At 68.1% G+C, this 14,735-nt stretch carries 13 protein-coding genes; 8 read left to right on the top strand and 5 right to left on the bottom strand.

Annotation, left to right across the window (positions count from 1 at the left end):
- Positions 1–6: 6 nt before the first annotated feature.
- From ACQP2E_RS09145 to ACQP2E_RS09180, 8 genes are all read left to right on the top strand, one after another.
- The gene (locus ACQP2E_RS09145; RefSeq protein ID WP_433829796.1) at positions 7–2,271 is read left to right on the top strand and encodes an FdhF/YdeP family oxidoreductase; all 2,265 of its coding nucleotides are present in this window, start codon (positions 7–9) and stop codon (positions 2,269–2,271) included.
- 98 nt (positions 2,272–2,369) lie between these two features.
- Complete coding sequence (locus ACQP2E_RS09150; protein ID WP_433829798.1) at positions 2,370–3,392, top strand: ABC transporter substrate-binding protein; 1,023 nt, start codon at positions 2,370–2,372, stop codon at positions 3,390–3,392.
- Between the two features lie 4 nt (positions 3,393–3,396).
- Positions 3,397–4,146 carry an ABC transporter permease gene (locus tag ACQP2E_RS09155; protein WP_433829800.1) on the top strand — a complete coding sequence of 250 codons (750 nt, stop codon included), beginning with the start codon at positions 3,397–3,399 and terminating at the stop codon, positions 4,144–4,146.
- Entirely contained in the window at positions 4,139–4,921 is a 783-nt protein-coding gene (locus tag ACQP2E_RS09160; protein WP_433829802.1) for an ABC transporter ATP-binding protein, read from the top strand. Before ACQP2E_RS09155 ends, ACQP2E_RS09160 begins: the two co-directional genes overlap by 8 nt.
- Positions 4,918–5,838: an ABC transporter substrate-binding protein gene (locus ACQP2E_RS09165; protein WP_433829804.1), complete on the top strand. Its 921-nt coding sequence runs from the start codon at positions 4,918–4,920 to the stop codon at positions 5,836–5,838. Before ACQP2E_RS09160 ends, ACQP2E_RS09165 begins: the two co-directional genes overlap by 4 nt.
- Positions 5,835–7,169: a TIGR03618 family F420-dependent PPOX class oxidoreductase gene (locus ACQP2E_RS09170; RefSeq protein WP_433829806.1), complete on the top strand. Its 1,335-nt coding sequence runs from the start codon at positions 5,835–5,837 to the stop codon at positions 7,167–7,169. The genes ACQP2E_RS09165 and ACQP2E_RS09170 overlap by 4 nt, the downstream gene beginning before the upstream one ends.
- The gene (locus tag ACQP2E_RS09175) at positions 7,166–7,723 is read left to right on the top strand and encodes a dephospho-CoA kinase (protein ID WP_433829808.1); all 558 of its coding nucleotides are present in this window, start codon (positions 7,166–7,168) and stop codon (positions 7,721–7,723) included. Before ACQP2E_RS09170 ends, ACQP2E_RS09175 begins: the two co-directional genes overlap by 4 nt.
- A 3-nt stretch (positions 7,724–7,726) precedes the next feature.
- Positions 7,727–9,088 (top strand): LLM class flavin-dependent oxidoreductase, encoded by a 1,362-nt coding sequence (locus ACQP2E_RS09180; protein WP_433829810.1) that lies wholly within the window; start codon positions 7,727–7,729, stop codon positions 9,086–9,088.
- 127 nt (positions 9,089–9,215) lie between these two features.
- Here the strand turns inward: ACQP2E_RS09180 and ACQP2E_RS09185 are convergent, their stop codons facing one another.
- From ACQP2E_RS09185 to ACQP2E_RS09205, 5 genes are all read right to left on the bottom strand, one after another.
- Entirely contained in the window at positions 9,216–10,712 is a 1,497-nt protein-coding gene (locus ACQP2E_RS09185) for a PstS family phosphate ABC transporter substrate-binding protein (protein ID WP_433829812.1), read from the bottom strand.
- 147 nt (positions 10,713–10,859) lie between these two features.
- Positions 10,860–11,795 carry a 1-phosphofructokinase family hexose kinase gene (locus ACQP2E_RS09190; RefSeq protein ID WP_433829814.1) on the bottom strand — a complete coding sequence of 312 codons (936 nt, stop codon included), beginning with the start codon at positions 11,793–11,795 and terminating at the stop codon, positions 10,860–10,862.
- A 28-nt stretch (positions 11,796–11,823) separates the two neighbouring features.
- Positions 11,824–12,624, bottom strand: a complete 801-nt coding sequence (locus tag ACQP2E_RS09195) for a carbohydrate ABC transporter permease (RefSeq protein WP_433829816.1) — start codon at positions 12,622–12,624, stop codon at positions 11,824–11,826.
- Complete coding sequence (locus ACQP2E_RS09200) at positions 12,621–13,487, bottom strand: carbohydrate ABC transporter permease (protein WP_433829818.1); 867 nt, start codon at positions 13,485–13,487, stop codon at positions 12,621–12,623. The genes ACQP2E_RS09195 and ACQP2E_RS09200 overlap by 4 nt, the downstream gene beginning before the upstream one ends.
- On the bottom strand, positions 13,484–14,725 hold the full coding sequence (locus ACQP2E_RS09205) for an ABC transporter substrate-binding protein (RefSeq protein WP_433829820.1): 1,242 nt from the start codon (positions 14,723–14,725) through the stop codon (positions 13,484–13,486). The genes ACQP2E_RS09200 and ACQP2E_RS09205 overlap by 4 nt, the downstream gene beginning before the upstream one ends.
- Positions 14,726–14,735 lie beyond the last annotated feature (10 nt).

A 14,735-nucleotide genomic window follows, 5' to 3' on the forward strand; every position in this document is an offset into this window, starting at 1 on the left:
GGGGCCATGAGGCAAGAGGACGAGGACGCCCGGCTGCACGTCGGCCCTCCGGCCGACCGTGCGGCCGGCCTCAAGGCGGTCCGGCTGAGCTTGACGAATGCCGTACAGGAAATGGGTCTGCGCAAGACGGTGCGCAACCTGCGCACGCTGAATCAGCACGACGGTTTTGACTGTATGAGCTGCGCCTGGCCGGATCCGCAGGATCATCGGCACGCCGCCGAGTTCTGTGAGAACGGCGCGAAGGCGGTCTCCTGGGAGGGCACCCGCGACACGGCAGGACCGGAGTTCTTCGCGGCGCACCCGATCGCTGACCTCGCCGGGCGCACCGACCACTGGCTGGAGAAACAGGGCCGCCTCACCCACCCGATGGTCCGCCGCGACGGCGGTACGCACTACGAGCCGATCTCCTGGGGTGACGCCTTCGAGCTGATCGGCACCCACCTGAACGCGCTCGGCAGCCCGGACGAGGCCGCCTTCTACACCTCCGGCCGGGCCAGCAACGAGGCCGCGTTCGTCTACCAGCTGTTCTCCCGGGCCTTCGGGACGAACAATCTGCCGGACTGCTCGAACATGTGCCACGAGTCGACAGGTTCCGCGCTGATGCGCACGATCGGCGTCGGCAAGGGCTCGGTGACCCTGGAAGACCTGCACCAGGCCGACCTGATCGTGGTCTCCGGGCAGAACCCGGGCACCAATCACCCGCGGATGCTGACCGCCCTGGAGATCGCGAAGCGGGACGGCGCGAAGATCCTGGCGATCAACCCGCTGCCCGAGGCGGGCCTGCTGCGGTTCGACAACCCGCAGAAACCGCGCGGCCTGGCCGGGCACGGCACCGCCCTGGCCGACAAATTCCTGAAGATCCGGTCGAACGGTGATCTGGCGCTCTGGCAGGCGATCGGCCACCTGCTGTTGACGAAGAACGTTGCGGACGTCGACTTCATCGAGAGTTCCACGGTCGGCTTCGAGGCCTGGGCGGCGCACCTGAAAGAAGTCGACCAGGAGAAGATCGAAGCAGCCACCGGCCTGACCTGGGCCGAGATCGAGGAAGCCGCCGACATGCTGGCGGGCGCGAAACGGATCGTGCACTGCTGGGCGATGGGCATCACCCAGCACCGCAACGCCGTCGCCACGATCAAGGAGTTCGTCAACGTCGCGCTGCTCCAGGGCATGATCGGCAAGCCGGGCGCCGGCCTCTGCCCGGTGCGCGGGCACTCCAACGTGCAGGGCGACCGGAGCATGGGCATCTGGGAGAGGCCGCCGGCGGCGTTCCTCGACCGGATCCGCGACGAGTTCGGCTTCGAGCCGCCCCGCGAGCACGGCCACGACGCGGTCGACACGGTGAAGGCGTTCCGGGACGGCCGGGCGAAGGTCTTCGTGGCCCTCGGCGGCAACTTCGTCGGCGCGATGTCGGACACCGACGTGACCGCGGCGGCGATGCGCAGCGCCACGCTGACCGTGCAGATCTCCACGAAGCTGAACCGCAGCCACGTCGAGGCGGGGCACACCGCGCTCATCCTGCCGACTCTGGGCCGAACCGAAAAAGACCTGACCGGCGGCCGTGAGCAGCGCATCACCGTGGAGGACTCGATGTCCGCGGTGCACGCCTCGCGGGGGCGTTCGGAACCGGCCGGGCCGCTGCTGCGCTCGGAGGTCGACATCATCTGCCGGATGGCGGCGGCCACGCTGGGGGAGCGGCACGAGATTCCGTGGGCTGAATTCGCCGGCGACTACGAGCAGATCCGGGAGCGGATCGGCCGGGTGGTTCCGGGCTGCGACGACTACGCCACGAAGATCCGCAACGGCGGCTTCACGATGCCGCACCCGCCGCGCGACTCCCGGAATTTCCCGACGCTGGAAGGCAAGGCGGTCTTCACCGTCAGCCCGCTTGAGGTGATGACGGTTCCGCCCGGCCGGCTCGTGCTGCAGACGCTGCGGAGCCACGACCAGTTCAACACCACGATTTACGGGCTGGACGACCGCTATCGAGGGATTTATGCGGGCCGCCGGGTCGTCTTCATCAGCAAGGCCGACCTCGACGAGCTGGGCTTCGCGGACGGCGACACGGTGGACCTGGTCTCCGAGTGGGCCGACGGTGTCGAGCGCCGGGCCGCCCGGTTCCGGCTCGTCGAATACGACACCCCGAAGGGCTGTGTGGCCGCCTACTACCCGGAGACCAACTCGCTGGTTCCGCTGGAGTCACAGGCCGAGGAGAGCGGAACGCCCACGTCAAAGTGGGTCATCGTCCGACTTATTCCTATGGATTCGGTCTGATATGTGGGAACAGTGTGTAATGCCGGTCACTTAACCCTGGTAAGCGGTCACCCGGGTGAATAGGTTCCTGCGGTATCCACCGCACGGAGAGATCCCCCATGAACCTTCCGCTCACCCGGCGCCGCGCCCTGGCCGCCTTTGCCGCTGCTTCCGTCACCCTTGCCGCTGCCGCGTGCTCGTCGTCCTCGGACGAGACCACGACGACGGCAGACGGAAAGACGCTCACCAAGATCCAGGTCGCGCTGGACTGGACCCCGAACACCAACCACACCGGTCTCTACGTCGCCAAGGAGAAGGGCTACTTCGCCGCTCACGGCCTCGACGTCGAGATCGTCCAGCCGGGTGACGCCGACCCGTCCGCCCTGGTCGCCGCCGACAAGATCCCGTTCGCGATCAGCGCGCAGGAGTCGCTGACCCAGGCCCGGGCCGAGGGTGCACCGCTCGTCTCGATCGCCGCGATCATCCAGCACAACACGTCCGGTTTCGCGTCCCCGAAGGACCGCAATCTGACCAGCCCCAAGCAGTACGCCGGTAAGACGTACGGCGGCTGGGGTGGCCCCCTTGAGGAGCCGCTGCTCAAGGCCGTGGTCAGCAAGGACGGCGGTGACGCCTCGAAGATCAAGACCGTGAACGTGGGCGACGCCGACTTCTTCGCGGCCACCAAGAAGGGCATCGACTTCGAGTGGATCTTCTACGGCTGGACCGGCATCGAAGCCGAGCTGCGGGGTGAGCCGGTCAACATCCAGTACGTCAAGGACTACGACCCGGCGCTCGACTTCTACACGCCGATCCTGATCACCAACGAGAAGCAGATCGCGAACAACGCGGCGGTCGTCAAGGAATTCACCGCCGCCGTCTCCGAGGGGTACGGATACGCCGCCAAGAACGCGTCGGAGTCCGCGGAAATCCTGCTCAAGGCCGCGCCCGACCTGGACGCCGAACTGGTCAAGAAGAGCCAGGAGTGGCTGAGCCCGCGGTACCAGGACGACGCCGCCCGCTGGGGCGAGCAGAAGCCGGAGATCTGGACGAACTTCTCGGCGTGGCTGCTCGACCAGAAGGTCCTCAGCAAGGAGGTCGACGCGTCGAAGGCGTACACCAACGAATTCTTGCCGACGGCCTGAGAGCATGACGCTCCGCAAAGCGCTTCCCCCGGCGATCACAGTTCTGCTGCTGATCGCCGGGTGGCAGCTCTACACCACTCTCTCCGGGATCGACACGTGGCTGCTGCCGAGCCCCTCCGATATCTGGACGGCCGCCGCTGACCAGCGCGAGGCCCTTGCCCGGCACACGCTCGCCACGGCCGAACTCACCCTGTACGGCTTCGGCGCGGGCGTGGCCACCGGCCTGTTCGTCGCCGTCGTGCTGCACCTGCTCCCGGGCGTACGGGCGGCGATCTATCCGCTGCTGGTGATCAGCCAGAACGTGCCGACGATCGCGATCGCCCCGCTGCTGGTGGTCTGGCTCGGCTTCGGTATCGCGCCGAAGCTCGTCGTGATCATCCTGGTCTGCTTCTTCCCGGTCGCGGTCGCCACGCTCGACGGGCTCGGCCGCAGTGACGCGCTGATCGCCGACTACATGCTGATGAGCGGCGCGAACCGGCGGCAGCTCTTCACGAAGCTGCAGTGGCCGCACGCGCTGCCGACGATGTTCTCCGGTCTGAAGATCGCGGCCACCTACAGCGTGCTCGGCGCGATCATCGCGGAGTGGCTCGGCAGCGACAAGGGCATCGGCCAGTACATGATCATCCAGAAGTCGGCGTTCCGTGCCGACCGGTTGTTCGTGGCGATCGCCATCGTGGTGGTGCTGGCGCTGGTCGTTTTCGGTCTGGTCGTGCTGCTGGAGAAGCTGACAGTGAAGGGGCGCCGCCGTGACTGAAGCCGTCGGGACTGAAGCCGTCGTGACTGAAGCCGCCGTGACTGAGGCTGTGCGGGTGGCCGGCCTGAGCCACAGTTTCAAAAACCTAGATGTCTTGAAAAATGTTGACATAACGGTTCAGAAGGGCGAATTCGTCTCGATCGTCGGCCCATCCGGCTCCGGCAAGAGCACCCTCTTCCACCTGATCGGCGGTGTGCTCACCCCGACCGCCGGCACGATCGAGATCAACGGCGCGAAGGCGCGGCGTGGCCAGATCGGATATATGCCGCAACAACCGGCGTTGATGCCGTGGCGCACCATCGAGAAAAATGTCGTCCTGGCCCAGGAAATAGCCGGTAAAGCCGACATCGCGTTAGCCCGTGAGTGGCTCAGCAAAGTCGGCCTCGACGGCTTTGCTACGAAATATCCGCACGAACTCTCTGGCGGCATGCAACAACGGGTCGCCTTCCTCCGCGCCCTCCTCTCCGACCAGGAACTCCTCTGCCTCGACGAGCCGTTCAGCGCCCTCGACGCGATGACCCGCCTGGAGATGCACCGCTGGCTCCTGGACATCTGGGAAGGGAATCGGCGTGCGGTCCTCTTCGTGACCCACAACATCGAAGAGGCGCTGCTGCTCTCCGACACCGTCTACGTCTTCTCCAGCCGCCCGGCGACAGTGATCGAAAAAGTCACCGTGCCGTTCGGCCGTCCCCGCCGCGACGACGTCGTCGACGACCCCGATTTCGTCAAACTGCGCCGCCGCCTCACCGATCTGCTGACAGGTAGCCCTCGATGACCCTCACCCACGTCCGCGTGATGCTCGAATACTTCCACCCGTGGACCAACGCGGCCGGCCTCTACGTCGCCAGCCGCGAAGGCTGGTACCGCGACGCCGGTCTCGACGTCGAGCTGACCGTTTTCGATCCGCAGCGCGGCGACACCCTGGAACACCTGGCCCGCGGCGAGGTCCACCTGGGCGTCTTCCCGACCAACCGGCTGCTGGTCCGCAGCGCCGCCGGCCAGCCGCTGCACGCTGTCGCGTCGATCAACCACCGGGGCATGGAAACCATCCAGACCGTCGTCGGCCGCGGCATCACCCGGCCGCGTGATCTGGAGGGCAAGCGCCTCGCGCTGAATCCGACCCCGCGCGGCCTGGCGATGGTCCGGCACCTCGTGGCGGTCGACGGCGGCGACCCGGACGCGGTCATCCTCGTCGACAGCGGTTACCGCGAACTCAGCGCCGACGACATCGCGGCCGGCGAGGTAGACGCCACGTTCGGCGGTTACTGGGCCTGGGACGCGCTCTTCGCCCAGATCCCAGGTCCGGAAAGGATCACCTGGCCGGTCGACGAGATCGGCGCACCGCCGTACCACAGCTACCTGCTCGGCACCGGCCCTGCCGCGCTGGCCCCCGACGAACTCGCGGCGTTCCTGTCAGCGACCGAACGCGGTTACCGCACCGCCACCGAGCAGCCCGGACTGGCGCTGGAAATCCTGGACCGGGTCATCCCGTATTTCCCCCGGTCGATCCTGTCCCGCTCCCTGGAACTGATCGCGCCCACCTGGTGGCACGGCGACCGCTGGGGCGAGATCCGCCCCGACCTGATGGACCCCTACACCGACTGGCTCGCCGCCAACGCCATCCTCCCCGCCACCTTCGACTGGCGCCAGGCGGTCGCGACCCCCGCGGGGGTCCAGGCGGTGCCGCGATGACCAGCTTTCTGCTGGGTCCCGCTGCTTTATCAGTACGCGCAACGCAGGCTCCCGTGGTCATCCTCGATGCAACGGTGGAGCTTGCAAAGGCATTGCAGGACGGTGACCACAGGGCAGTCTCCGGGCTGGCCGGCTGGGCCGAGTCACACATCCCCGGCTCCCGGCACGCCGACCTGCTGCACGACCTGAGCGACCCGGGTTCCGGCCTGCACTTCACCCACCCCTCCGCCCCGGAGCTGGCAGCCCGGCTGGCAGCGCTGGGCGTCCGCCCCGACGTCCCGGTGGTCACCTACGACCGAGGCGACGGCATCTGGGCATCCCGCCTGTGGTGGCTGCTCGACTGGCTGGGGCTGGAAGCCTACGTTTTGGACGGCGGCCTGCAAGCGTGGCAAGAGGCCGGCCTCCCGGTGACCTCCTCCGAGCGTGTCGAGTTGGGGTTTGATCCGAACCCGGAATCGACACGGGCCGGGGGAAACGCCGGTGCGTGTGGAGTTGAGGTGCGGTCCGCGCCTGAAATCGACACGCGGGACGTGGCCTCGCGGTGGGTGGGGCGGGCCGAGATCGAGGAGTGGCTCGCCGGGCGGGTCGAGGCGAGTGTCGTCTGCGCGCTCAACCCGGAGGCGTTCGCCGGTGAGGTGCCGACCCGGTATTCGCGGCGCGGCCACATCCCCGGCACCGCGAACCTGCCGGCCCGCTCGCTGATCGGCGCGGACGGCACATTCCGGCCCGAACCCGAACTTCGCGAGGTCCTTGCCGACCTCCTTGCCGACCCGGCACCGATCTGGCTGTACTGCGGCGGCGGCATCTCGGCGACCACGCTCGGCCTGGCGCTGCGCGAACTCGGCCGTGACGACGTCGCCCTTTACGACGGCTCCCTCGAAGAGTGGTCCGCCGACCCGGCTCTGCCCATCGAACGGGGCCGGTCGGCTTCAGGTGCTGCGGTGATCCCGGACGAGGTCCGGGAGTTGATCGAGCGGCCCGAGTTCGCGGTGCTCTCGACCACCGAGCCGGACGGGCGAGCGCAGCTTTCCGTCATGTGGGCAGCCCTCGACGGCAACGATCTGGTGATGACCACCAAGGCGGGGCGGCGCAAGGTCCGCAACATCGAACGGGACCCCCGGGTCACCGTGCTGATCCACGACCGGCAGCGGCCCACCAGTTACGCCGAGATCCGCGGCGTCGCCCGGATCACCGCCGGCGACCCGGCCGGCCTGGTGCACCAGCTGGCCCGCCGTTACACCGGTGCCGACCACGTGATCCCCGACCCGGCACAGGAAGCCGGCCGGGTGATTCTGCGGATCACGCCGGAGAAGGTGCTGTTCCGGCCGTGACGACACCACTGGACGCCGCGGTCACCCGGGTTCTCGACTGGGCCGCCGGGCAACAGCCCTCGGCCGGGACGCGGAAGGTTCTCGCTGTCGAAGGGCGCTCCGGATCGGGCAAGACCACTCTCGCCCGGGCCGTCGGCGAGCGCCTCGGCGCGCCCCTGATCCACATGGACGATCTCTACGCCGGGTGGGACGGGCTCGAACGTGGTGTGACCGCGCTGCGGGACTGGGTTCTGGAACCGCTCGCCGAGGGCCGGCCCGCGGTCTGGCAGCGCTGGGACTGGGCGGCCGGCGAGTACACCGGGCACCATCCGGTTCCGGACGCCGACTGGCTCGTCGTCGAAGGCGTGGGAGCTGGCGGGCGCCTGCTTCGTGCGTACACATGCGGGGTTGTCTGGTTGGAGAGCCCCACCGCGGTGCGCAAGCAACGCGCCCTGGCCAGGGATGGTCAGACCTATGCGCCGCACTGGTCCCGGTGGGCGCGGCACGAGGACGCGTTCTACGCGACCGAGCAGGTTCGGGAGAGCGCTGACCTGCTGATTCTCACTGAGGAGTAACCCATGCGCATCCGCCTGAACGGCCTGCGGCAATCCACCCCCGGGCACACCGCGATCGGGCTCTGGCGGCATCCGGACAGTCAGGCTCATCGATATCGTGATCTGTCCTACTGGGTGGAGACCGCGCAGATCCTGGAACGCGGCAAGTTCGACGCGCTCTTCGTGGCGGATGCGCTCGGCCCGCTCGATGTCTATCAGGGCAGTGTCGACGCCGCGCTGCGCGACGGCATCCAGACACCGACCGACGATCCGTTGCTGCCGATCAGCGCGATGGCCGCCGCGACCCGCAATCTAGGCTTTTCGGTCACGGTCTCTTCGACGTACGAGCTTCCGTACGCGTTCGCCCGCAAGATGACGACGCTCGATCACCTGACCGGCGGCCGGATCGGGTGGAACATCGTGACGTCGGCGCTGGACAGCGCGGCCCGCAATCTCGGCCTGACGCGGCAGATGGCGCACGACGACAGGTATGCGATGGCCGAGGAGTTCATGGAGGTCGTCTACAAGCTGTGGGAGGGCAGCTGGGCCGACGACGCGGTCGTGCGCTCCGCTTCACGGGGTGTCTTCGTGGAACCGTCGCGAGTTCGGCCTATCGCTCATTCTGGGACTTATTACGATGTTCCGGGTATCGCGCTGTCCGAGCCGGGTGTGCTGCGCACGCCGGTGCTCTATCAGGCCGGAACGTCCCGGGTGGGTCGTGCGTTCGCCGGCCGGCACGCCGAAGGTGTCTTCCTCTCCGCCTATCTGCCGTCGATGGCACGCACCCTCGTCGACGGGGTCCGGGCCGAGGCCGTGGCGGCCGGGCGTGACCCGTCGTCGGTGAAGTTCTTCGCCATCGCCACCGTGATCGTGGCGGAGACCGACGCCGAGGCGCAGGCGAAGCTGGCCGACTATCAGCGATATGCGAGCGTCGAGGGCGCGCTGGCCCGGTGGAGCGCGCTCATGCACATCGACCTGTCGGCGCTGGATCTGGACAAGCCACTGGAGTACGTCGACACCGACGGGATCCGCGGCATGGTCGAACTGTTCACCACGCTCGACCCGTCGCGGACCTGGACGCCGCGCGCGATCGCCGAGTTCGTGGGCGTCGGCGGCGGTGGCCCGGTGATCGTCGGCAGTCCGGCCACGGTGGCCGGCGAGCTGGAACGCTGGGCCGAGGAGTCGGGTGTGGACGGCTTCAACATCGCCGACCCGGTCCCCCCGGTGACGTTCCGCGATTTCGTCGACCTGGCCGTGCCGGAGCTGCAGAGGCGAGGGCTCACGCGGACTTCGTACGAGGGCAGCACGCTGCGCGAGTCGTTCTACGGCGAGGGCGCGACCCGGGTCCGCGACGACCACCCGGCGGCGGCGTACCGCTTCCGCTGAGAGGTCCGCTCCGGCCGCCCGCATCCGCCGGCTCGTGGCTGGTGGTGTGTGTGTGGGAGCCGTCGTCCATGTAGGTCATTTCCGGCAATGATCTCTCTGGGCTACGGCTCGGTGGCGTTACGGGTGGTCAGGTGGGGTGGCAGAGGGCTGGATTGGCTAGTTCGGCGCACGGGCGGTTGCCGTGGGCCCGGAGGATGTCGGCGCCGACCTGGTTCGTCAGGTATCGCAGGAAGCTTGCGGTCAGGGACTCGGCGGGCGGCTCGCCGTACGTGTAGCCGTACTCGGTCTCCCAGAACGGGTAAGCGCCGTGGTCCGCCTCGGTGACCGTCGCGGGGTGGCCGCTGATCCGGACGATCGTCAGATCGTCGCGGCCGCCGGCCGCGCCCAGTTCGCTGTAGCCCAGCGCGCCCGGGGTGTCGGCGACCGCGCCGAGCACGTCCTCGGTGGAGTCGCGGGCGCAGCGGACCACGCCGGCCGGGGTGCCCGGGTCGCGGTTGCGGCAGTCGTCGGAGTTGCTGCCCGGTTCGCGTACGCCGGCCAGGACCCGGCGCTGGAACGCGTTGCGGGTGCCAGAACCCGGGTTCCGGCTGATCAGCCGGACCGGCTCGTCCGCGCCGCCGACCTGGTTCCAGTTGGTGATCTCGCCGCGGTACAGGGCTCGGACCTGGTCGAGGGTCAGGTCCCGCACGCCGGCGTCCGGGTGGGCGATCAGGGTGAACAGGAAGAACGCGATCGGGCGGGGGAGCAGGGCGGGCATGCCGTCCGGCTTCTCGCCGTCGGAGAATGCGATCACGTCGGGGCTCGCGGCCTTGTTCAGGGCGAGCAGGCCCTCGCCGCTGCCGCGCATGTCGAGATCGAAAGAGGCGCCGGGGCAGGCATCCCGGTACGCCGACACCGCCTGCGTAGCGATCGGCTCGAACGCGGTCGAGCCGACGACCCGGATCCGGCCGGTGGCGCAGTCCAGTGGCGCGCCGGTGTCGCTGCGCAGGAAGACCACGAGCTGCGCGATGACCAGCAGGACCAGGAAGCCGACCAGGGCCATGGCGCGTTTCGGGGTACCGGTGCGGCTCTGCGTCTCCTGGATCCGGCCACCGCGGACGCCACCCTTGATCCCGCCGATCACCACGGGCGCCGGGAAGATGCCCGGGTCGCTGCCGTTGCCGCCGGCGCGTTCCAGCGCGGCGAGGACCTTGTAGTGCGCGGACCGGTTGAGCGGTACCTTCGGCAGCTCGATGACGTCGCCACGGACCGCGAGGCCGGAGCCGTCCTGGAAGCTGGGCCGCAGGTAGTCGTCGCTGAGCTCGGTGACCACCATGCCGACCACCTGGCGGCCGGGGAAGCGGACCCGGATGCCGACCCGGTCGTCGTCGAGGACCGCGTAGTCCCGGGTGTCGATGTTGGTGGCGCCGTTGTTCTCGATCCGGAGCAGCACCAGGGTGGGGTCGTCGATCGGGACGTCGTCTCGCTGCAGTTCACGCAGGGCGCCGGCGTGCACGGTCTCGACCACGTCAGTGGCAGTGGTGTCCATCTGGACCCGGTATCCGAGTCGTTTGCGTCCTTTGACGACGAACTCGTAGATCGCGACGATGCCGGGAACCACCACACCCAGCGTCGCCAGGGCCACACTCCACCAGAACTCTATGCGGTCACGGTAGGACGCCAGAGTGGACAGTAAGACAAAGCCCCGATGAACAGACAGCCGTGTTGAGTTGATCGGAATCAACTCGACACATCCAGGTCAACAGGTTGACGGTCAACGCGATGCGTCACGTCAACCTGTGATCGGGGACAGCCTGACTCGCTTCGTCAGCTCGGCGATGGCCTCTTTGCGGCCGGTGCCGAGGCCGTGCCGTGTCACGTTGAGGGCGCCTGCTGCCGTCCCGGTGCGTACCGCCTCGTGGGGCTTGCCGCCTCGGGACAACACGGTCGCCACTCCCGCGGTCATCGAGTCGCCGGCGCCGCGGTGGTCGACCACCTGCAGCGAGGGCAGCTCGACGAGCAGCGGCTCGTCGTCGAGCAGGGCGATACCGGGCTGGCCGGCGCGGCTGATCAGTACTGCCCCGGCACCCTCTTTGCGCAGATCACGAGCGGTGTCGACGAGCGCCGAGACGCTGTCGTCACGGGCGCGGCCGGCGTCCAGCAGCTCCTCGTGGCTGACCTTGAGGAAGTCGACACCACCTTCGAGGACCGCGGTGAGGTGGTCGCCGGAGAGGTCGGCGATCACGGTGCCGCCGTGCGTGCCGAGGTCGGTGGCGAGCCGGCGGTACACGTCCGGCGCGACGACATCCGGGGATGCCGGGCCGCTCAGGATGCTGACCCGGGCACGCATTCCGGCGGCAAGCGTCGCCCCTGTCATCTCGTCGAGGTCGTGCCGGCCGAACGGGCTGCTGGCGTTTTCGGCGACCGTCGTCCGGGTGCCGTCGCGGCGGTCGTGCACGTACCAGCCGCTGCCGGACGAACGGCGTACCGTGCGTACCTCGATATTCTCGTCGCGCAGCAGGAGCGAGATGATCTCGCCGATCTCGCCCCCGACCGCAATACAGAGGGTGACCGATGCGCCGAGCGCAGCGCACATCCGGGCTTGCCAGATTCCCTGGCCACCGGGGTGGACGTGCAACTCCGGTTCGGCGGACTGTTGCTCTATGGTCACGGTCAGCTGTGGCACCGGTGCGAAGACCATGACGGTGCCTGGGTCGTCGGCGGGCATCAGGCACGACTACCCGCTCGACCCGGGATCAACCCTTCACGGCACCAGCTGTGATCCCCGCCACAAAATGACGCTGCAGGAACGCGTACGCCAGCACCATCGGCAGCGATGCGACGACCACACCGGTGAAGAGCAGCGGGTACTCCGTCAGGTACTCGCCCTGGAAGTCCAGAAGCGCCAGTGGAAGTGTCCGTTTGTCCGGGTCGTCGATGAAGAGCAACGGATAGAGCAGGTCGTTCCAGTGCATCACGATCAGGAAGATCGCGGTGGCGGCCAGCGATGGGTACGAGACCGGCACCGCGATCCTCCGGTACGACGCCCACGGACCGGCGCCGTCGAGTTCCGCGGCCTCGTAGAGTTCGGCCGGCAGCGTACGCATGAAGCCGGCCAGGATGAAGACCGCGACCGGCAGCGTCACCACGATGTTCACCAGGATCAGGCCGGTCAGACTGTTGCGCAGGCCGAGCCGTTCGAACTGCACGTACTGCGGGATCATGACGGCCTGTGCCGGAACCGCGAGCCCGGCCGCGAAGATCGCGAAGAGGATCCGGGACGGCCATCGCGGCAGCCGGGCCACCGCGAACGCGACGAGGCTGCCCAGCAGCAGGGTGACCGGCACCGAGATGGAGACCACGAACAGGCTGTTGCCCAGCACCCCGAGCATGTCCTGTTTGGTCAGCACGGTGGCGTAATTGTCGAGCGTCGGGTTCTCCGGCAGCCCGAACGGCGAGGCGAACAACTCGGGCGTGGTCTTGAAACTACCGCCGACGATCACCACGAGGGGCACGACGATCAGCAGGGCGTAGACCCCGAGGACGAAACGCCTCATCCGTGGACCATCCTCGCGGCGCGATTCTGCAGGAGCGTGACCGCCGCGATGGCGATCATGAAAACGACCGACTCGGCAGCCGCGTAACCGAGCTGCGAGTTCGCGAACGTCGTGTAGATCCGGGTGGCGAGCACGTCGAGCCCGGACCTCGGCGGGTTGCCGGCCAGACCCAAAACAAGATCAAAAGCTTTGAAGGACTGCAGACTTGTGTACGCGATGACGAGCGCGGTGGCCGGCGCGACCATCGGCCAGGTGACGTGCCGGAACTGCTGCCACCGGCCGGCGCCGTCGGTCTTCGCGGCGTCGTACAGCTCCTCCGGGATCTGGTTGATCCCGGCGATGTAGATGACCATCATCTGCCCGGCGTGGAACCAGACCTGCGCCACCGCGACCCAGAGGATCGCGGTGCCTTCGTTGCCGAGGTACGCGGACTGGAACCGGTCCAGCCCGACCGCGCCGAGCAGGCTGTTCGCGAGACCGAAGTTCGGGTCGTAGACGAACTTCCAGATGAACGCGACAGACACCGACGACAGCACGGTGGGCAGGAAGAACAGTGCCCGCAGCGCGGTCGAGGCGCGGCTGCGCGCGGCGAGCAGGACCGCGAGCAGCAGGGCCAGGGCGGTCTGCCCGACGACCACGGCCAGCAGAAACTTGAGGTTGTTGGTGAGCGCGTTGCGGAACAGGTCGTCGTCGCCGACAACGTCCGTGAGGTTCGACAGGCCCACGTCGTTGAACGTGGAGCTGTAACCGTCCCAGTCGGTGGTGGCGTACCGCAGACCCTGTACGGCGGGCAGCAGGAAGAACCCGCCGTACAGGATCAGGGCCGGAACCGCGAAGAGGAGGAGAGTGAGACGGGCTCTCATTTATTCTGGTCGATGACTTTCTGGGCGGCCTCGGCCGCCTCCTCCGGGCTCTTGCCGCCGGCGACCTGCACGGTGGCGTTCTCGACAGCGCCACGGACGTCGAGGTTGCTGAACTGGAAGCGCGGCGCCAGCGCGGTCTTCTTGGTCAGCCACGGCGCGAGCGCCTTGAGGTCGGCGTTGGTGTACTCGACACCCTTGACCGTCACGTGCTGCGAGGTGCCGTTGGCGTAGACGCCGGCCACCTCCGGGTCGGACAGGTGCTCGATCCAGGCGCGGGCGGCGTCCTGCTTGCCGGACTTGGCGTTCACGCCGAGGATGAACGTCGCGTTGAAGACGCCCTCGTACTTCGCCTTGTCCGCCGTCGTGGTGATCGGGGCGAGCAGGTCGATGCCGAAGGTGGCGCCGAGCTTGCGGACGCCGGCGACCTGGAACGAGCCGGTGCCGAGCAGGCCGGCCTTGCCCTGGGCGAACAGCGCCAGGGCCGCGTCGCTGCTGGTGCCGGTCGCACCGGTCTGGAAGTACGGCACGAGCTGCTGGTACTGCTTCAGCACGGTGAGGAACCAGTCGTCGGTGACCTTGTTCTCGCCGGTCTCGATCTTGCCGAGCGCGTCGTCGGTCGGCGCGTTGTTGACCACCATGACGTTGAGCAGCTGGCCGGCGTTCGCGGCGTCGCCACCCGGCCAGGCAAACGGGGTGACGCCTTGGCTCTTCAGCTTGTCGAGCAGCGACAGGAAGCCGTCCCAGTCCTTCGGCGCTTCACCGAAGCCGGCCTTGCTGATCAGGTCGGTGTTGGCGAGCGGGGTGTTGAAGACCAGTTGGTACGGGACACCGAGCTGCTTGCCGTCCTGAGCACCAGCGGTGATCAGGGCCGGCTCGTACTTCTGCACGAGCGCCTGCCCGGTCAGGTCGGCCCAGACGCCGGCCTTCGCGATGTCGAGGAACTGCGCGCCACGGAACGCGGTGAACGCGTCGCCGACGCTGCCGCCGCGCAGCTTCTGCAGCGCGGTGCTCTGGTAGTCGTTCGACGGCGAGATGTCCTGCCGGACCTTGGCGGCGGTGTAGCCGGCGATGATCTTCTCGAAGACCTCTTTGTCCTCGGCCCGCCAGTGAGCGAACGAGAGGGTGTCGTCGGACTTGGCGGAGTCCGATGAGGATGAGCCGCCCGGGCCGGCGCAGGCGGCCAGCAGGGAAGCGGCTCCGGCGCCGGTGGCGAGGCGGAGCAGGTCACGGCGGTTCATGTATTCAGTT

It is taken from the genome of Actinoplanes sp. CA-015351, from assembly GCF_050955685.1.
Taxonomy (GTDB): domain Bacteria; phylum Actinomycetota; class Actinomycetes; order Mycobacteriales; family Micromonosporaceae; genus Actinoplanes.